Consider the following 18,048-nt stretch of genomic DNA (forward strand, 5'->3'; position numbering starts at 1 on the left):
CAAGAACGCGATTAAGGATGAGTGGTCTTCAGTGTCGTTGCTCAGCGGTCAGGCCGCGGTGGTCACGGGTGGTGCACAGGGTCTCGGTTTCGCTATCGCGGAGCGATTCGTCGCCGAAGGCGCACGCGTCGTGCTGGGAGACGTGAATCTCGAGGCGACCGAAACTGCCGCCAAGCAGCTGGGCGGTGATGACGTTGCCCTGGCGGTCCGGTGCGATGTGACTCAAGCGGCCGATGTCGAGAGCCTCATCCAGACCGCGGTCGAGCGCTTCGGCGGCCTGGACATCATGGTCAACAACGCCGGGATCACCCGCGACGCGACGATGCGCAAGATGACCGAGGAACAATTCGATCAGGTCATCGACGTGCACCTGAAGGGGACCTGGAACGGCATCCGCCTGGCGGCGGCAATCATGCGGGAAAACAAGCGCGGCGCGATCATCAACATGTCGTCGGTGTCCGGCAAGGTCGGCATGATCGGCCAGACCAACTACTCCGCGGCCAAGGCCGGGATCGTCGGGATGACCAAGGCCGCCGCGAAGGAACTCGCCTATCTGGGGGTCCGGGTGAACGTCATCGCCCCCGGCCTGATTCGCTCGGCCATGACGGAGGCTATGCCGCAACGCATTTGGGACCAGAAGGAGGCCGAGGTTCCGATGGGCCGGGCGGGGGAACCCAGCGAGGTCGCCAGCGTCGCGTTGTTCCTGGCCTCCGACCTGTCCTCGTATATGACCGGCACCGTCATGGAAGTCACCGGCGGCCGGCACATCTGAGCATGCCGCGAAAGGATAGCCATGCGTGAAGCGGTTATTTGTGAGCCGGTACGGACACCGATCGGCCGCTACGGCGGAATGTTCAAGTCGCAGACCGCGGTCGACCTCGGCGTCGCCGCGCTGAAAGGACTACTCGAACGAACCGGACTTGCGCCGGAGGCCGTGCACGACGTCATCCTCGGGCACTGCTATCCGAGCAGCGAGGCGCCCGCGATCGGGCGAGTGGTGGCATTGGATTCCGGTCTGCCCGTGACGGTTCCGGGCATGCAGGTCGATCGCCGCTGCGGGTCCGGTCTGCAGGCGGTGATCCAGGCGTGCCTGCAGGTGGCCAACGGCGACCACGATCTCGTCATCGCCGGCGGATGCGAAAGCATGAGCAATGTCGCGTTCTATTCCACCGACATGCGGTGGGGTGGCGCCCGCAGCGGTGTCCGAGTGCACGACGGGCTGGCCCGGGGACGCACCACGGCCGGCGGCCGGCACCATCCGGTTCCGGGCGGCATGCTGGAAACGGCTGAGAACTTGCGTCGCCAGTACGGCATTTCGCGCCGGGAGCAAGACGAGCTCGCGGTGCGCTCACACCAGCGTGCCGTGGCGGCGCAAAAGGACGGCGTCTTCGCGGAGGAGATCATTCCCGTCGAGGTCCGCAGCCGGCACGGCGAGGAAATCATCGACACCGATGAGCATCCACGCGCCGACACATCGGTCGAGTCGCTGAGCAAGCTCAAACCCGTTCTGCTGGCCGAAGATCCGGATGCGACGGTCACCGCCGGCAATTCCAGCGGACAGAACGATGCGGCTTCCATGTGCGTGGTGACCACGCGCGAGAAGGCCGCAGAATACGGGCTGAGGCCGTTGGTCCGCATGGTGTCGTGGGGGCTGGCGGGCGTGGCGCCGAACGTCATGGGCATCGGCCCGGTGCCCGCGACCGAGGTTGCGCTCGGCAAGGCGGGCCTGCAACTGTCCGACATCGACGTCATCGAACTCAACGAAGCCTTTGCCGCACAAGCGCTTGCGGTGATGCGCGAATGGAATTTCGGCTCGGCCGACCACGACCGAACCAATGTGCACGGGTCGGGCATCTCACTGGGTCACCCGGTCGGCGCCACCGGCGGCAGGATGCTGGCGTCCCTGGCGCGCGAACTGCATCGCCGGGAGGCGCGCTACGGGTTAGAGACCATGTGCATCGGCGGCGGCCAGGGGCTTGCCGCGGTCTTCGAACGGGTCGCTTCGACGTGAGCGAGTTGCCGCTGAGCGGCCTGACCGTGGTGGAGGTGTCGAGCTTCGTCGCCGCACCGCTGTGCGGCATGACGCTGGGTCAGCTCGGCGCCCAGGTGATCCGCATCGACCCGATCGGCGGCGCCTCCGACGTCCAGCGGTGGCCGCTGGCGGCGGACGGCACGTCGATCTACTGGACCGGATTGAACAAGGGGAAACGTTCGGCCACCATCGATCTGCGCTCGGCAGAAGGTCAAGAACTCGTCCAGCGGCTGATCGTCGAGGGCGACGGCATCGTCGTCACCAACGCCGCGGGTCTGTCCTGGCTGAGCCATGATCAGTTGTCCGCCAAGCGTTCCGACGTGATCCACGTGCAGCTCGTTGGGCGTGGCGACGGTTCCACCGGGGTGGACTACACCGTGAACGCCGGTCTCGGATTCCCGCTCGTGACCGGACCGGCCGATCATGCCGGTCCGATCAATCATGTGCTGCCCGCCTGGGATGTGTGCTGCGGCCTGTACGCCGCGCTGGCCGTGGTCACGGCCGTCCGGCGCCGCGAGCAATCCGGGAGGGGTGCGCGCATCAGCCTGGCGCTCGAGGACGTCGCGCTGGCCACCGCGGGAAATCTGGGCCTGCTGACCGAGCCGCAGGTCAACGGGACCCAACGCCAGCGGTTGGGCAACGCCATCTACGGCCAATACGGCCAGGACTTCACCAGCCGCGACGGTGTGGCATTCATGGTTGTCACGCTGACCGGCAGGCACTTTCGCGATCTGGTCGAGGCGACGGGCACCGGCGCCGCGGTGTCGGCACTCGCCGGGGCGCTGGGTGTGGACTTTGCCGCCGAAGGGGACCGCTACCGGTACCGTGATGCTCTCTCCGGCCTGTTCTCCACCTGGTTCGCCGAGCACACGGCCGAGGAGGTCACCGCGGCATTGTCGAACACCACCGTCCTGTTCGAGCGATACCGCACCTTCGCGGAGGCCGCGGAACACCCCAAAGTGACCGCAAACCCGCTCTTCTCACGGCTCCATCAACCCGGTGTCGGAGACTATTTCGCGCCGGGCCTGCCGATCTCGTTCGACGGCACCCATCCCGCCAGCGCTCCGGCACCCACCCTGGGGCAAGACACCCCCGACCTGCTCGCGCAGTGCCTGGGATTGATCCCGGCCGACATCGAGCGCTTGATAAGCACCAACACGATAGGGAACGACAGCCCATGACCAGACTCGCGCAGACGCTCGGCCTGACCGAATTTCAGACCGAAATCATCGCTACCGTACGGCAATTCGTCGACAAGGAAGTCATTCCCAACGCGCCGGAGCTCGAGCGCGCCGACACCTACCCCCAGGACATCGTCGACCAGATGCGCGAGATGGGTCTGTTCGGACTGATGATTCCGCAGGAGTACGGCGGCCTGGGGGAGTCGCTGCTTACGTACGCCCTCTGCGTCGAGGAGCTGGCACGCGGGTGGATGAGCGTGTCGGGGGTGCTCAACACCCACTTCATCGTGGCGTACATGCTGCGTCAGCATGGCACCGACGAGCAGAAGCAGCGGTTCCTGCCCCGCATGGCGATCGGCGAATCCCGCGGCGCATTCTCGATGTCCGAGCCCGAGCTGGGCTCCGACGTCGCCGCGATCCGCACCCGGGCCAAGCGGAATTCCGACGGCGCCTACAGCATCGACGGACAGAAGATGTGGCTGACCAATGGCGCGACGTCGACGCTCGTGGCGGTGCTGGTGCGCACCGACGAAGGTTCGGACAAGCCACACCGCAACCTGACCGCGTTTCTTGTCGAGAAACCCGTCGGTTTTGGTGAAGTCGTGCCGGGCCTGACCATTCCCGGCAAGATCGACAAACTCGGCTACAAGGGCATCGAGACCACCGAGCTCATCTTCGACGGCTACCGAGCGAGCGCCGACGACATCCTCGGTGGTACGCCGGGGCAGGGATTCTTCCAGATGATGGACGGCATCGAGGTCGGCCGGGTCAACGTGTCGGCGCGAGCCTGCGGCATCGGAATCCGCGCCTTCGAGCTCGCGGTGCGATACGCGCAGCAACGCCACACCTTCGGCAAGCCGATCGCCGAGCACCAGGCCATCGCGTTCCAGCTGGCCGAGATGGCGACCAAAGTCGAAGCCGCACACCTGATGATGGTCAACGCGGCGCGGCTGAAGGACTCGGGAGAACGCAACGACGTCGCCGCCGGCATGGCCAAATACCTTGCCAGCGAATACTGTTCGGAGGTCACGCAGCAGAGTTTCCGGATTCACGGCGGCTACGGCTATTCCAAGGAATACGAGATCGAGCGGCTGATGCGCGATGCGCCGTTCCTGCTCATCGGCGAAGGAACCAGCGAGATCCAGAAGTCCATCATCAGCAAGCGATTGCTCGCCGAGTATCGGGTGTGAGGCGATGAGCGTTCCGGATTTCGCCGCGCGGCCTCAGCTTTCCGAGGACGTCGCGCGATTCGTCCGCACCCGGATATTCGACGGCACCTACGCCGCGGGATCCTACGTTCGGCTAGACCAGCTTGCCGCGGAACTGGGGATCAGTGTCACCCCGGTGCGTGAGGCGCTGTTCGCCCTGCGCGCCGAGGGCCTCATCGCCCAGCAGCCGCGCCGGGGATTCGTGGTGTTGCCCGTGACCGGGCGCGATGTCGCCGACGTCGCCAACGTGCAGGCTCACGTCGGCGGCGAGCTGGCCGCACGCGCCGCGATCAACATCACCGACGACCAGTTGCGTGAACTCAAGGAGATCCAAGCGCAGCTCGAAGACGCCTATGCCGGCGACGACCATGAGCGAACCGTTCGTCTCAACCACGAATTCCATCGGGCCATCAACGTTGCCGCGGATTCACCCAAGCTCGCCCAGCTGATGTTGCAGATCACCCGCTACGCCCCGGAATCGGTGTTCCCCAACATCAAGGGGTGGCCGGAACAGTCGATGAAGGACCATCGCCGGATCCTGTCCGCGCTGAAAAAGCGCGACGACAAACTCGCGCGGGCCGCGATGTCAGAACACCTTGCCGCCGGCGCCGTTCCGCTGATCGACCACCTCACCGCCCATGGGGTTGTCGTGGAGGTAAACGGTTCACGGGACTAGCTGTTGTTGTGCGAGCACGGCGGGGCTTACCCTGCCATTGGGGTGGGCAACGGTACGGAGATGAGAAATGCCCCCAATCCTTCGCACGTCGGCCGTGTTCGCCGCATGCGTGGTCGCGCTCGCGCCCCCGGCCATCGCCGACCCGCTCGACCCGATCCCCGGCAATGGTGTCTTTGTCGTCGGACCCGACATTGCACCGGGCCTCTACCACACTGGCGGGTCGGGGTCGGCCTTTGGCGTCTGGATCAACAATGTGCCGACCCAGGACTCCATGTGCTCGTGGTTCACCTACAGCACGCCCGATGCGAACAAGGACCATGTGCTCCAGACGAACACCTCCATCGGTCCGATGTTCGCCAATATCAACACATCGGTTAAGGCCTTCGAGTCGCAGAACTGTCAACCCTGGACGCGAGTCCAATGACCCGTCACCTGCCGGCCTTGTCCCGGAACGTATTGCGATAGCTTTGCGGTGCCACCCCGACCAGCCGGCGAAACTGTTCACGAAAATTCGTCGCCGATGCGAAACCCACTCGGCGTGAGACGTTTTCGACGCTGTCGGAAGTTCTCTCCAGCAGCTCCTGCGCATGCTTGATCCGAATGCCGTTGACCCACTGCATCGGTGTCTGCCCGGTCTCCTGCTTGAAGCGCCGGTTGATGGTCCTCTCACTGGTGGACGCCTGACGCGCGATCTCGCGGAGGGTCAGCGGCAGGTGCGCGTTGTTCTCGATCCATGCCAGCAGGCCATCGAGTTCGGTGTTGGACATGCGGCGATTGCGGATGATGAATTGCGCTTGCCCACCGGTGCGATGGAGTGGGGCGACCGCCAAGCGGGCGGCGTCGGCGGCGGCCGCGGAGCCGTAGTCGGTTGCGACCATATGGAGGCAGAGATCCAGGCCCGCGGATGCTCCGGCCGAAGTGAGAATCTGCCCCTCGTCGACGTAGAGGGCATCGGCGTCGAGCCGGACGTTGGGATAAGCGGCAGAGAACAATTCGGCCGCCAACCAGTGGGTGGTCGCGCGCCTGCCGTCCAGGATGCCCGCGGCGGCCACGGTGAAGGCTCCGCTACAAATGGATGCGATTCGGGCGCCGCGGCTGTGGGCCGACTTGAGGGCGGTGGCGACGTCGTCGCGGACCGGCACCGTGACGTCGTTGCGTCCCGGCACGACGATGGTGTCGGCGTTGCCGAGTTCTTCCAGGCCGAAGTCGGTGCAGATGCGGATCGGTCCGGCCGTTAGGAGGGGCTCGCAACCGCACACTCGGACCCGGTAGCCGGGCGCGCCGTCCTCGAGCCGGACACGGCCGAATACCTCGACCGCGATGGCGATGTCGAACGCGATGACGTCCGGCTCCGCCAGCACTGCCACGCGATGCATGGCTTGGCAATATACCGGCGCATCGTGTCAATCCAGCCACTGGCCCACCGCCGCCCGACCCATGACGATGGCTGAATGCATGCGCAAATCGTGCTGTACGACGGGTTCGACCCGCTCGACGTCGTGGGGCCGTTCGAAGTGCTGGCCGCGGGCAGCGACAGGGTGGGGGGCGAGCTGACCGTGACGCTCGTGTCGGCGGAGGGGGCACGCAGCGTGACCGGGGGAACCCGTGGACTCGCGTTGACCGCCACCGCCACGCTTGATCCGGACAGCCGCGGATGTGTGATCGTGCCCGGCGCCAGCGGGCCCGTGGCCGGGGACCCGGATGACGGCGTCGAGACCATTCCGGTGGTTTTGGCCCGGGCAAGCCAGACCGAGCTAACGCCGTTGTTGCGGAAGGCTTTCGCCAACCCAGAGGTGACGATGGCGGCGGTGTGCGGGGGATCGGTGGTGATGGCGATGGCGGGCCTGATCGAAGGACGCCACGCGGCGACGCATCATTTGGGATTGGAGTTACTCGAGGCTTCCGGCGTGCACCCGGTGGCGGCTCGGGTCGTCGACGACGGGGATCTGGTCACCGCGGGTGGGGTGACATCGGGGCTGGACTTGGGTCTCTACCTGTTGGAGCGGTGGTACGGCCCGCGAATTCCGCGCGCCGTCGAGGAGCTCTTCGAGTACGAGCGCCGGGGCACCGTGTGGCGCCCAAGCGGGCGAGAACCAGTGGAGGCATGAGTTGGGCATCGAAGGCGAATGGGACGTCACGATCAAAACGCCGATCGGCACACTCGCCGTGGAGTATGTGTTCAGGGAATCTCGTGACGGGCTCGGCGGGACGGCGACCTATAAGTCCGAAACGGTTCCGTTGCAAGGCATTCGGAGCGAGATCGTCGCGGACGGCACCCGGTTGACATGGCGGCAATCGGTGACCAAGCCCATTCGGCTGAATCTGGCCTTCGACGTCGTGGTCGACGGTGATGTCATGACGGGGCATTCTCGCGCGGGCCGGTTGCCGCGGTCGGCGGTGTCCGGCAGTCGCCGTTAGTCGCGCTGCGCCCCGAGCAGTGCCTCCCGCAGGCGCTGGATGTCGACCTTGCCGGTGCCGCCGCGCGGAACGTCGTCGTCGGATCGCAGCATCAGCCACACAGTCGGAACTTTGAAGGCGCTCAGCAGCTTTCGGGCAGCGACCCTCAGTTGTTCGGGCGTGAGCTCGTCGTGGCAAACCACCGCCGCGCCGACCCGCTCACCTGACGGCCCGGAGACGTTGGTGACGTACGCGTTCTGGACGCCGTCGATCGTGCGCAGCGCGCGCTCCACCTCGCTCGGGTATACGGTCGCGCCGCTGACCTTGAACATGTCGTCGGATCTGCCGTGGTAGAACAGGAACCCGTCTCGATCGAGGTGGCCGAGATCGCCGGTGGGGTAGAAGCCGTCGGCGGTGAACAGTTCTTCGCGGCTGCGACGGCAAATGCCGCGAAGCGTGTGCGGTCCCCGTATCTGGATCATGCCCACGGTTCCCGCGGGAACCGGTCCACCGCCCTCCGGGTCGACGATGCGGACCTCCATGCCCCGGAAGGGTTTTCCGCAGCTGCCCCACGCCGTCGGCGGCATGTCGGTGTCGGCGGGATAGCCGCAGTAGGGCCCGAACGCCTCCGTCATGCCGAACAGCGTGGCCCGCGCCCCGGGAGCGCCGCGCTGCTCGGGCGGCAGCAGCGCTTCCAGGCTGCCGTGCCGCAGCGCCGACAGGTCGGCGCCAACCGTTTCCGCGTGCCGGGCCAGCGCCTCGGCCTGATCGGGCCAGCCGCGAAACAATGTGACGCGCTCGGTTTCGAGGAGCCGCAGGGTGGTTTCGGGGCGCGGGATTTCCTCGGTCACGAGGGTGGCACCGGCCAGCAGCGCCGACAGTATCCCGCTGCCGAAGCCGCCGACCCAGAAGAACGGCATCGGGAGATACAGGCGCGTGTCGGTGGCGATGCAGCGTGCCGACAGGCCCGACTCGACCGCGCCCAACGCATTGCCATGCGAGTGGATGACACCCTTGGGTGCTCCGCTGCTGCCGGAGGTGAACATGATGACCAGCGGGTCGGCGGGGGTGACCGTTTCGGTCATGGCGTCGACGATCCGGCGAGCGCCCTCACCGGCCGCGGCGTGGTCGTCGAACCGGTCCGCCGGCCAAACTTCGCGCAGGGCGGGAAGTTCGAGCCGCGGCATGGAGCAGACGTCGTCCAGGTAGCGGTGGCCGCGGAATTCCGCGACGCTCACCAGGAACTGCACCGAGGCGGCCCGTAGCTGGGCGACCAGTTCCCCGGCCCGCAGCAGCGTGCTCAGGGGAACCAGCACCGCGCCAATCCGGGTCAGGGCGACGGCGACCTGCACCCAGCGCACGCAGTTGGGCATGATCAGCCCGACCCGGGTGCCCTTTCCGATGCCGGCGTCGACGAAGATCGCGGCCAAATCGCGTGTGGTTGTGTCGAGTTCGCGGTAGCTGATCCGGGTCGTCGGGTCGATCACCATCGGTTTGGCGCCGTGCTGTGTGGCACGCAACCTGACAAGCCGGTCGATGGTGTCAGGCATCGAATAGCTTCCTCAGCCGCTGCGTGTCGACCTTGCCGCTGGACAGCAGCGGTATTTCGGCACGGGTCAGGGCGGCGAACCGCCTCGGGATTTTGTACGCCGACAATTCGGCTCTGAGCCGCTCGCGCAACGCGCCTTCGTCGAGATTGGGGTGGACGACGACGGCCGCTACCAGCTCGCCCCGCTCGGCGTCCGGAATGCCCACGACGTGTGCCTCGGCGCCGGTGACCTTGGCGATGGCCTTCTCCACCTCCGCCGCCGAGACGTTGGCGCCCGCCGTTTTGATCATCGCGCTGAGCCGGCCGGCGAAATAAAAGAAGCCGTCCGCATCGACGCGCACCAAATCGCCGGTGTGGAACCAGCCGTCGGCGTCGAAGCATTCCTCGCGGCCGCGCTTGTAATACCGCTGCATCACGTACGGCCCGCGAATGCACAGCTCCCCGACTCCCGCGGAATCGGGATCGACGATTTTGGTCTCGAATCCCGGTGCCGGCTTACCGAACGATCCCCGCCGCGCTTCGGGCTGATCCGATTCGTCGTCGCTGATCAGTACGACGCTGCCGGCCTCGGTCATGCCCAGCATGTTGTGACGCAACTCCGGGTCGGCCGGGCGAACATCGGGCGGCATGATCGGGTACAAGTTGCCGCGGCGCATCGAGGACAGATCGCGTTCGGCGAAGCTGGGATGGTTGGCCAGGTGAGCGACCCCGGCTGCGAAACCGTTGGTCATGGTTGGCTTTTCGGCCTCCAGCAGGTCGAGCGTCTCGCCGGCATCGCTGGCGTTGGAGCACACCAGCGTCGACCCGGCAACCAGGGTGGCCAGCAGGCCAAACGCGAACCCACCGATCCAGAAAAACGGCGAATTGCAGAACAGCTTGTCGGCCGCGGTCAAACCGCGGATCTCGTTGAGGTTTTGCTGATGTTCGAGCAGGGCGGCGTGGGTGTGCACCACTCCTTTGGGAGCGCTCGCCGATCCCGACGTGTACACGACGGCCAGCGGATCGCAGCCGTCGACATCGTGTTCCATGGCTGCGAGCAGCGCGGGCTCGACGGACGTGGCCAGCCCGCAGAGCTGCCCATGCGTGAGCGCAACGTGGCCCAATTGCGGTGCGGCGGCGACGAACAGGCGTTCGCCCGAATCGAAGCGGGGGTCCGCCAGCGCCTCGGCGATTCGTTCCGCGTAATCGTGGGAGCGGAACGACTCGGCGCTCAAGAGAATTTCGACATCGCTGTGGACCAGTTGCTCGCGCAGCTCGCGAGCGGTGACGAAAGTCGAAAACGGGATCACGACGGCGCCGATTCGCGCGGCCGCGAGCATCCCGACGACGAACTCGGGGCCATTTGGATAGAGCAGGCCGACATGGGTTCCCTTGCCGGCGCCGAGGGCGATCAGTCCGCGGGCCAGCTCGGCCGACCGCCGATCGGCCTCGGCGTAGCCGATGCGATCGGCGTCGCAGACCAGAAGCGGGTGGCCACCGCGCGACTGCGTCTGGGTCCGCAGGATTCCGGCGACCGTCAACTCACCGCACATGGTCTCGCTGCGCGGCGGATTCGTCGAAGAAACGCTGGACCGCACTCAGATCGGCCTTACCCGACGGTGTGCGCGGGATCGTGTCGACGACCGCGATTTCGGTCGGAATCTCGTAGCGGGCCAATCGCGTTCGCAGGTACTCCACCAGCGCGTCGGCGTCGACGTATTCGGCTGCGCGCAGTTCCACCAGGGCGACCGGAGTCTCCCCGAGCCGCTCATCCGGTCGCCCGACCACCGCGGCACCCGCCACCGCGGGATGGCCCTCCAGCGCGACGCGGACGTCGTCGGGCATGACCTTGAACCCGCCGCGGATGATCGCCTGATCGGCCCGCCCGACGATCCACACAAAGCCGTCGGCGTCGATTCGCGCCATATCCGTGGTCCGCATCCACGTCGCCGCAGGCCCGAGTTGTCCCGGCTTCACCTCGAGCAGGCCCACCCGGTCCGGCTCGAGCGTCTCGCCGTCATCGCCGACCACCCGCAGCTGCGCACCCGGGTTGGCCCGGCCGACGCTGCCGCGTTTAGCGCGCCAGTACTTCTGGTAGTCGGTCAGGGTCCAGCCGGCGACGCCTCCGCCGAATTCGGTTGCGGCATAGGAAGTCAACACGGGGATGCCGTACTTGTCGGTGAAGGCGTCGGCGTCGTCGGCCGAGAGCGGAGCCGTGCCGCAGGTGACCGCCCGAATGCTGTCCAGGTCGGCCCGCGGCACATCGGAGTGCAACACCGTCCGCAATGCCGCCGGTACCAGCGAGACGGCGCGGGGCCGGTGCTTGCGGACCGCCTCGGCCCAGGCGTTGAGCTCGAATCTTTCCAGCAGCACAAACGATCTCGCTTCGGCGATGCATTGCAAAACCCGGAACACACCGCCGATGTGCACCAGCGGCGAATTGACGATCGCGACCCCGCGCCTCAGCCGCGTGGGCGCCGGCGCGTTCTCCGGATCGGGACCCATCACGCTGCGCGCCAGCATGTCGTAACTGAGGTCAACTCGTTTGGGAGGGCCGGTGGTTCCGCTGGTCAGCATCCGGACCGCCACGCCCGGTGGGTCAGCGGCGTCCGGCATCGGTCGCGGCGACCCGCCGGCATCGTCCAACAGGCCCGAGATCGCGACGGTCGGGGTCTCCGGGCTGACCAGCGTCGCCAGGTCCTCGGAATCGCCGATGACCAATGGCAGTCGTAGCCCGGCGATATCGGCTCGGGTGCGCTCATCGCCCCGAGATGGATTGATGGTGACCACAGTTCCGCCGCCCAGCAGCACACCGAGGAATGCCGCGACGTGGGCTGGCCGGTTGCGCAGCAGCATCCCGATCCCGGCCTTGTGGTTGGGGGTGAGGGATGCGACGTGCCGTGCCGCGTCGCCAACTTGACGCCACGACAACCACCGGCCTTCGTACTCGATGGCGTGCGAGTCGGGCTGCAGGTCAAGTACTTCCGCGATGCGCTGGCTGAGTGGGTGAGGAGGCATCAGCGGATCTTCGGCTGGCGCGGGCCCTCGCTCTGCTGGGTGGCTAACTCGGCGGTGCCGAGCGGGTTTCCCAGCCGGGTGTAGATCAGCCCCTGCTCCAATGCGGCTCGATACGGCTTGTCCAGCGACTCCCAGATCGCCTTCACGGTGCCCTGGGTCGCCGACGGCGGCTTGGCGGCGATCGCCGCGGCGATCTCACGGGCACGGTCCCACAGCTGGTCCGGGGAGACCACCTCCGATACCAAGCCGATTCGCAGCGCGGTGTCGGCGCCGACCCGTTCGTCGTTGCCCATGAGCGCGATCCGCAACGTCTCACCCAGACCGATGCGCCGCATCAGGCCGATCGGCTCCAACGCGCAGACCAGGCCGGCCGACACGTGTGAATCGAAAAACGTTGCGTCCGTTGAGCAGATGACCACGTCGGATTCGTTGAGGAAGTAGAACGCACCCGCGGTGCACATGCCCTGGACGGCGCACACCACGGGTTTCCACATCTTCTGCCACTTGGGGCTCAGCGACTCGCCGGGATCTTGGTGGTTCCAGACGTTTTCGGGTTGGCCGTAGGGCGTCTTGATATCCAGGCCGGCGCTGAACGCCCGGTCGCCGGCGGCGCGCAGCACGACGGAGTGCACCGAGTCATCGAGTTTGACCGCGCGCCAGGCTTCGGCCATCTCCTCACACATGGCTCGGTTGAACGCGTTGAGCTGCTCGGGCCGATTCAGCGTGATGGTCGCGACGTGGTCGGAGGCGTCGACGTCGAGCAGGATGGTTTCGAAACTCATCGACACCGCCAATCCGGCTTCCGCTTTTCCACGAACGCCTTGGGCCCTTCGAGAGAATCCTCGGTGTGCAGGTTGCGTTCGCGGAACGACTCGGCCAGCATCTCGGCTTCGTGCAGCGGCAGGTCGAGGCCTTTGATGATGGCGAGCCGGGTGCCCCGAACCGCCAGCGGCGCATTGGAGTTGACGATGTCTGCGATCTCGTGGGCGCGTTCCAGCAGCCGGTCGTGTTCGACGATCTCGCTGATCAGCCCGAGCTCGTATGCCCGCTGTGCGTTCATCCGCTCATGCTTGCCCATGAGAGCCATGCGCAGGGCAATCGAGCGCGGCAGCACCCGGGCCACCCGGACCACCTCGCGCCCGGCCACGAGCCCGATGCTGACATGGGGATCGAAGAACGTCGCTTTGTCCGACGCGATGACAATGTCTCCGGTGGTGACCCAGTCCAGCCCGGCACCACAACACAATCCGTTGATCGCCGCGAGCACCGGCTTGGCCATCGTGCGAAACGGCGGCGTGCCCTCCTGCGGTGCCTCCCACTGTTCGTAGGTCGACAAATACGGCCGTTCGTTGATTACCTTGCCGTCGCCGGGAATGGCTTTGACGTCGGCCCCGGTGCAGAAGGCGCGTCCGGTGCCGGTCACGACGAGCAGCCAGACCCTGTCGTCGTTCTCGGCCTCGTCGTAGGCGGCCCGCAGTTCGGTGATCATGTGCGGGCTCAGCGCGTTGAGCGCCTCCGGCCGGTTCAGCGTGATGGTGGCCGTGTGCCCGTCGACGTCGTAGTCGATGGTGTCGAACGAGTCAGTGGGCATCCCTGCTCCTCATCGGCCGTTGAATTTCGGAGCGCGGCGTTGCCGGAAGGCTTCCAGGCCTTCTTTGAAATCGCTTGTCCGACACGATAGTTCCAGATTGAACAGCTCCTGGATCAGCGACTGGCTCAGCGTCGCATCCTGACCGAAGCCCAGCGCTTGCTTGGCCAGCCCGAGTGCGACCGTCGGCCCGGACGCCAGCCGGCCCACCAACTCCTCGGCGGCGCCGTCGAGTTCGGCGGGGCTTACCGCCTGGTGAATCAATCCCCAGTCGGCGGCATCCGCCGCGCTGACTTTCTCGCCGAGCAGCAGCATTCGCCTGGCCCGGGCCAGGCCGACCAGTCGGGGCAGCAGCCAGGTCGAGCCGGAATCCGGGCTGAAGCCGCGGTCGACGAACGGCTCCCAGAACACCGCGTCGGTCGCGGCCACGGTGAAGTCGGCGGCCAGCGCCAAATTGCAGCCGAACCCCACCGCCCGTCCCTGCACGCTGCACACCACCGGCAGCTGAATGCTCCCGACGAGCTCGATCACCCGATGGGCTTGGTGGGGAATGCGCCGCACCAGATCACCGGTACGCGGGCGCTGCCGATCGTTGGTGGCCACCCAGTCGACACCCGCACAGAAGTCGTCGCCGGCGCCCCGAAGGTGAATCGCCCGCAGCGAGTCGTCGGCGGCGGCATCGGTCAACGTCTCGACCAAAGTCCCGATCATCAACTGGGTCAACGAATTACGCCGGGATGGCCGGTCGAGCGTGACCCGCAAGACCGCGCCGTCTCGGCGCACAGTCACCGAACCGTCGGCACCGGCCTTCTCGGCCTCGTGGCTCACCGTCGAATCCGGCCTTTCTCCGCCGATACGGTTACCCATACAGTAGGCAATACGATTGATACGCTGTATAAGTTAGCAAGGAAACGCTGCCGACGGAAATATCCGGGTGAAAGAGGAAGCATGGCCGAGGGCACAACCGCTTCGCCCCACACCGGCGACGCTAAGTTCGGCGAGGCCCCGCTGGCCCAGACCGTGGCCGCCGCCGGCGCCATGCGGCGCCTGATTTCCCTGCTGCTCAGCCTCGAACACGATCACCCGACGGTCGACGTCATGCTCTCCAAGTTCGCCGAATGGGAAAGCGAGCTGGGCGCCGCCGCTCCGAAGGACTACGCGCCCCGAATAGGTGAGATGGACGACGATCCCCGGCGCGTCTATCTCAATCACGCCACGGACATCGGCGCATACAATCCATGCTTTCCGGAGTATGGGTTCGATCATCTCGACGCCGAGACGGCCGGCGGCCGGGTTGTCTTTCCCCTCGTCTACGAAGGCCCGCCCGGACTGGTGCACGGCGGCTTTCTGGGCGTCTTTTTCGACTGCGTCATACAGCATCACAATTGCGTTACCGGGCTTTCCGGCAAGACGCGATCACTGCTCGTGACGTTCCGCCGGCCGACGCCGATCGTGACCGAGCTGCGGTTCGACATCGTTCGCTCGCAGGGCGAACGAGGGATCACGTCGACGGCCCGGCTCCTGCTCGACGACGAAGTGCTGTGCATCGGTGAGGTCAACACGTTGGCCTCGCCGCCGGAGAAGCTGACCGGATTCAAATTCGGCAGGCGGCGAAAGGAATCCGACGGATGACTGCCTCGGGCGACCCGGACGATCGGGTACTTTTCGACGTCGATGCGGAGCGGCGAATCGCGACGATCACGCTGAACAATCCCAAGCAACGCAACTCCTACGACGCCGCCATGCGCGACGCCGTCGCCCGTTGCCTGGATCGCGTGGCCGACGACGACGACCTCACGGTGGTCCTGCTGCGCGGGGTCGACGGCGTCTTCAGCACCGGCGCCGACATGAACAACGCGTACGGCTGGTATGGGAAGGAGGGCGGTCCAGACGATGCGGCGGCCAAGCGCCGTCCCAGCCAGCGCAGGCGACTCACGGTGGACCGCAAGTCATTTGGCTTCTACCATAACTTGCTGGGCTTCCCCAAGGTAACGGTCGGTGAGATCGCCGGCTACGCCCTGGGCGGCGGCTTCGAGATGGCGCTGATGACCGACATCTCCGTCATCGCGCGCGACACCAAGATCGGCATGCCGGCGACGCGCTTCCTCGGCCCGGCGCTCGGTAGCCTGCACATGTTCTTCCACCGGCTGGGGCCGGTGCTGGCCCGGCGCCTGCTGCTGACCGGCGACATCATCGAAGCCGGCGACATCGAGCAGCTCGGAATCTTCACTGACACATGCGATCCCGGCTCCGTCACGGCCCGCGCCCGGTACTGGGCCGAGAAGGCGGCCAAGATGCCGGCCGATGGAGTCGTCATCGCCAAGGAGGCGTTCCGGCTCGTCGAGCAGACCCAGGCGTACCAGGGTGAGGAAGTGGCGAGCTATCTGTTCCACGCTTTCGGCACCAACCTGCAGTTCGGCCCGGACGAGTTCAACTTCGTCAAAACCCGCGCACAGCACGGCACCAAGGAAGCATTTCGGCTACGTGATGAGCACTTCGATGTGCCGGAACCCGATGCGTGATAACGCGATTCGCCGGTGCTAACGCGCCGCCGGCGCCTTGCTCCGCGCCCGCTGAGCGGGTGACTTGGCCGCCTTGCGTTGCCGCGATGGCGCCGACTTGGCGCCCTTCGACCGCTTGCCCTCTTCGATCAACCGGTCGGCGTGGTCGAGGATGCACGTGAGGCCGTATTCGAAATTGGTGTCGTCGGGGGCCGCGATGCGGTGGCCGATTCCGGTCACCTGGGCCAGCAGGGGAGTGGTTCCGGGATCGATGGCCACGGCGTCCTCGATTGCGCGCTGTCCGAGGTCCGTCGATTGGTTCTTTTCGTAGAGCCGCTGCAGCACCACCGACCCGCGGACGTGCATCGAGACCGCGGAGTAGGTGTCGAAGGCATCCTCGGGCGTGAGCCCGGCCTCGACCAGGTTGGCGATCGCTTTTTCCATCTCCTGCGCCCCGAGGCGCGCGGCTTTGGGACTCAGCGCGGCGCGAATCAGAATCAGGTCGCACAGAATTGGGTTACCCATGAACGTCTTGCGCATCAAACGTGCATGGTTGCGCAACGTCTCGCGCCAGTCGCTGACTTCGACGTACGGGGTGGCGAACACGTACTTGCTCAAGGCGCGATCGGTCATCGCGTTGAGCAGATCGTCCTTCTTGCGGAAGTACCAGTAGATGCTGGTGACACCGACGCCGAGGTGTTTGCCAAGCAGGGGCATGCTCAGGTTGTCTATCGATACCTGCTCTGCGAGTTCGAATGCGCCGCTGATGATGTCATCGGGATTGATGGATCCGCGTTCGCGTCGCTGCCGCTTGTCAGCGGTTGCCTGCTTTGCCACTACGGGCACCTCCATCAGAATGTATCCTGCGTCTGCGGTCTTGAAGAACCGTGCCACCCGTGCAGGTGAATCTACCGGCAGATCCTCTCCCACCTGTGCATACGCGGGCGTGTCGCTGTTCGCCTTTGACCAGCCAACTCGGCTTTCGTGCAAATTTCCATCTGCTACTGTAATACCTATCGTAGGCTTTTTGGTAAATAAGGCTGGACGGGCGAAGATGGCCGGACGCAACCCTGTGGGTGAATCTCCCGATGAGCCGCGGATTACACCATGGATCTAGGACTGGCGAACGCCGCTGCGGTGGTCGTCGGCGGTAGCCGTGGCATGGGGCTGGCGACGGCGCGTTGCCTCGCCGAGGAAGGCGCCCGGGTGGCGGTCGTCGGCCGAACACGGGCCAGCCTCGACAGCGCGGTGACGGATTTGACGGCGCGCGGCAGTCCCGATGCCGTCGGGCTCGCCGCCGACATCGGTGACGCCGGCGAGGTCGACAAGCTGTTCGCCGAGCTTGGCGAGCGGTGGAACGGCGAACTCAACGTGCTCATCAATACGGTCGGCCCGGGCGCGCCGGGCAGCTTCGAAGTCCTGACCGACGACCAGTGGCGCGAGGCCGTCGAAGAAGGCGTGATGGGCATGGTGCGCTGCGTTCGCGCGGCACTTCCGTTGCTGCGCAACGCGCAATGGGCACGGATCGTCAACTTTTCGGCGCATTCGACGCAGCGACAAAGTGTGATGCTGCCCGCCTATACGGCGGCCAAGTCGATGCTGACGAGCGTCTCGAAAAACCTGTCCCTGTTGCTGGCAAAGGACGAGATCCTGGTCAACGTCGTATCGCCGGGCAGCATCGCGTCCGAGTCGCTCGTCGGCTGGGCGAATTCGGTCGGCGTCGACGGGAGCGACCCCTATCGCCTGATGGAGGCCATCGGCAAGCACTTCGGGCATCCGGCGCAAATGCCCCGGGCCGGGCTACCGGAAGAAATCGGGCCCGTCGCCGCGTTCCTCGCGTCGCGACGGAACTCCTACATGACCGGGGCCAACATCAACGTCGACGGTGGTTCCGACTTCACCTGACTTCAAATCGCTTG

19 protein-coding genes are annotated in these 18,048 nt (G+C 66.0%); 11 read left to right on the forward strand and 8 right to left on the reverse strand.

The window, feature by feature from the left end; all coding sequences use genetic code 11:
* The first annotated feature begins 10 nt into the window (after positions 1-10).
* The 6 genes from fabG to A5745_RS19630 all read left to right on the forward strand — a co-directional run bounded on the left by fabG (position 11) and on the right by A5745_RS19630 (position 5,521).
* Entirely contained in the window at positions 11-772 is a 762-nt protein-coding gene (fabG, locus tag A5745_RS19605; protein WP_371337069.1) for a 3-oxoacyl-ACP reductase FabG, read from the forward strand.
* Positions 773-793: 21 nt separating this feature from the next.
* Positions 794-2,011, forward strand: coding sequence for an acetyl-CoA C-acetyltransferase (locus A5745_RS19610; protein ID WP_076118221.1), 1,218 nt, complete (start codon positions 794-796; stop codon positions 2,009-2,011).
* Positions 2,008-3,213: a CoA transferase gene (locus tag A5745_RS19615; RefSeq protein ID WP_076118223.1), complete on the forward strand. Its 1,206-nt coding sequence runs from the start codon at positions 2,008-2,010 to the stop codon at positions 3,211-3,213. Before A5745_RS19610 ends, A5745_RS19615 begins: the two co-directional genes overlap by 4 nt.
* On the forward strand, positions 3,210-4,403 hold the full coding sequence (locus tag A5745_RS19620) for an acyl-CoA dehydrogenase family protein (RefSeq protein ID WP_076118225.1): 1,194 nt from the start codon (positions 3,210-3,212) through the stop codon (positions 4,401-4,403). Before A5745_RS19615 ends, A5745_RS19620 begins: the two co-directional genes overlap by 4 nt.
* Positions 4,404-4,407: 4 nt before the next feature.
* Positions 4,408-5,097 (forward strand): GntR family transcriptional regulator, encoded by a 690-nt coding sequence (locus A5745_RS19625; RefSeq protein WP_076060354.1) that lies wholly within the window; start codon positions 4,408-4,410, stop codon positions 5,095-5,097.
* A 67-nt stretch (positions 5,098-5,164) separates the two neighbouring features.
* Positions 5,165-5,521, forward strand: a complete 357-nt coding sequence (locus A5745_RS19630; RefSeq protein WP_076118227.1) for a hypothetical protein — start codon at positions 5,165-5,167, stop codon at positions 5,519-5,521.
* A 4-nt stretch (positions 5,522-5,525) separates the two neighbouring features.
* On the opposite strand, the gene A5745_RS19635 is transcribed toward A5745_RS19630, so the two are convergent.
* Entirely contained in the window at positions 5,526-6,473 is a 948-nt protein-coding gene (locus A5745_RS19635) for a GlxA family transcriptional regulator (RefSeq protein ID WP_076118229.1), read from the reverse strand.
* A gap of 75 nt (positions 6,474-6,548) precedes the next feature.
* On the opposite strand from A5745_RS19635, the gene A5745_RS19640 reads away from it, so the two are divergent.
* Entirely contained in the window at positions 6,549-7,205 is a 657-nt protein-coding gene (locus tag A5745_RS19640) for a DJ-1/PfpI family protein (RefSeq protein WP_076060359.1), read from the forward strand.
* Between the two features lies 1 nt (position 7,206).
* Complete coding sequence (locus tag A5745_RS19645; protein WP_076118231.1) at positions 7,207-7,515, forward strand: hypothetical protein; 309 nt, start codon at positions 7,207-7,209, stop codon at positions 7,513-7,515.
* Here the strand turns inward: A5745_RS19645 and A5745_RS19650 are convergent.
* Genes A5745_RS19650 through A5745_RS19675 form a run of 6 tightly spaced genes read right to left on the reverse strand, consistent with a single transcriptional unit; the run spans position 7,512 to position 14,495 of the window.
* Positions 7,512-9,044 (reverse strand): class I adenylate-forming enzyme family protein, encoded by a 1,533-nt coding sequence (locus A5745_RS19650; protein ID WP_076118233.1) that lies wholly within the window; start codon positions 9,042-9,044, stop codon positions 7,512-7,514. The genes A5745_RS19645 and A5745_RS19650 overlap by 4 nt on opposite strands.
* Complete coding sequence (locus tag A5745_RS19655) at positions 9,037-10,575, reverse strand: class I adenylate-forming enzyme family protein (RefSeq protein ID WP_076118235.1); 1,539 nt, start codon at positions 10,573-10,575, stop codon at positions 9,037-9,039. The genes A5745_RS19650 and A5745_RS19655 overlap by 8 nt, the downstream gene beginning before the upstream one ends.
* Positions 10,565-12,040, reverse strand: a complete 1,476-nt coding sequence (locus tag A5745_RS19660; protein WP_076118238.1) for a class I adenylate-forming enzyme family protein — start codon at positions 12,038-12,040, stop codon at positions 10,565-10,567. The genes A5745_RS19655 and A5745_RS19660 overlap by 11 nt, the downstream gene beginning before the upstream one ends.
* Positions 12,040-12,822, reverse strand: coding sequence for an enoyl-CoA hydratase/isomerase family protein (locus tag A5745_RS19665; protein WP_076060367.1), 783 nt, complete (start codon positions 12,820-12,822; stop codon positions 12,040-12,042). Before A5745_RS19665 ends, A5745_RS19660 begins: the two co-directional genes overlap by 1 nt.
* Complete coding sequence (locus tag A5745_RS19670) at positions 12,819-13,631, reverse strand: enoyl-CoA hydratase/isomerase family protein (RefSeq protein WP_076118240.1); 813 nt, start codon at positions 13,629-13,631, stop codon at positions 12,819-12,821. The genes A5745_RS19665 and A5745_RS19670 overlap by 4 nt, the downstream gene beginning before the upstream one ends.
* A gap of 9 nt (positions 13,632-13,640) precedes the next feature.
* Complete coding sequence (locus tag A5745_RS19675) at positions 13,641-14,495, reverse strand: enoyl-CoA hydratase/isomerase family protein (RefSeq protein WP_371337059.1); 855 nt, start codon at positions 14,493-14,495, stop codon at positions 13,641-13,643.
* 81 nt (positions 14,496-14,576) lie between these two features.
* On the opposite strand from A5745_RS19675, the gene A5745_RS19680 reads away from it, so the two are divergent.
* Together A5745_RS19680 and A5745_RS19685 are read left to right on the forward strand one after the other, a co-directional pair.
* Positions 14,577-15,260: a hypothetical protein gene (locus A5745_RS19680; protein ID WP_076118244.1), complete on the forward strand. Its 684-nt coding sequence runs from the start codon at positions 14,577-14,579 to the stop codon at positions 15,258-15,260.
* Complete coding sequence (locus A5745_RS19685) at positions 15,257-16,150, forward strand: enoyl-CoA hydratase/isomerase family protein (RefSeq protein WP_076060373.1); 894 nt, start codon at positions 15,257-15,259, stop codon at positions 16,148-16,150. The genes A5745_RS19680 and A5745_RS19685 overlap by 4 nt, the downstream gene beginning before the upstream one ends.
* 18 nt (positions 16,151-16,168) lie before the next feature.
* Here A5745_RS19685 and A5745_RS19690 read toward each other — a convergent pair whose 3' ends face one another.
* The gene (locus A5745_RS19690) at positions 16,169-16,981 is read right to left on the reverse strand and encodes a TetR/AcrR family transcriptional regulator (RefSeq protein ID WP_076060658.1); all 813 of its coding nucleotides are present in this window, start codon (positions 16,979-16,981) and stop codon (positions 16,169-16,171) included.
* 255 nt (positions 16,982-17,236) lie between these two features.
* On the opposite strand from A5745_RS19690, the gene A5745_RS19695 reads away from it, so the two are divergent.
* A complete protein-coding gene (locus A5745_RS19695; RefSeq protein ID WP_076118246.1) occupies positions 17,237-18,034 on the forward strand; it encodes an SDR family NAD(P)-dependent oxidoreductase in 798 nt (265 codons plus the stop codon).
* The last annotated feature ends 14 nt before the right edge of the window (positions 18,035-18,048 follow it).

This window comes from Mycobacterium sp. IS-2888, assembly GCF_001954215.1.
Taxonomy (GTDB): Bacteria; Actinomycetota; Actinomycetes; order Mycobacteriales; family Mycobacteriaceae; genus Mycobacterium.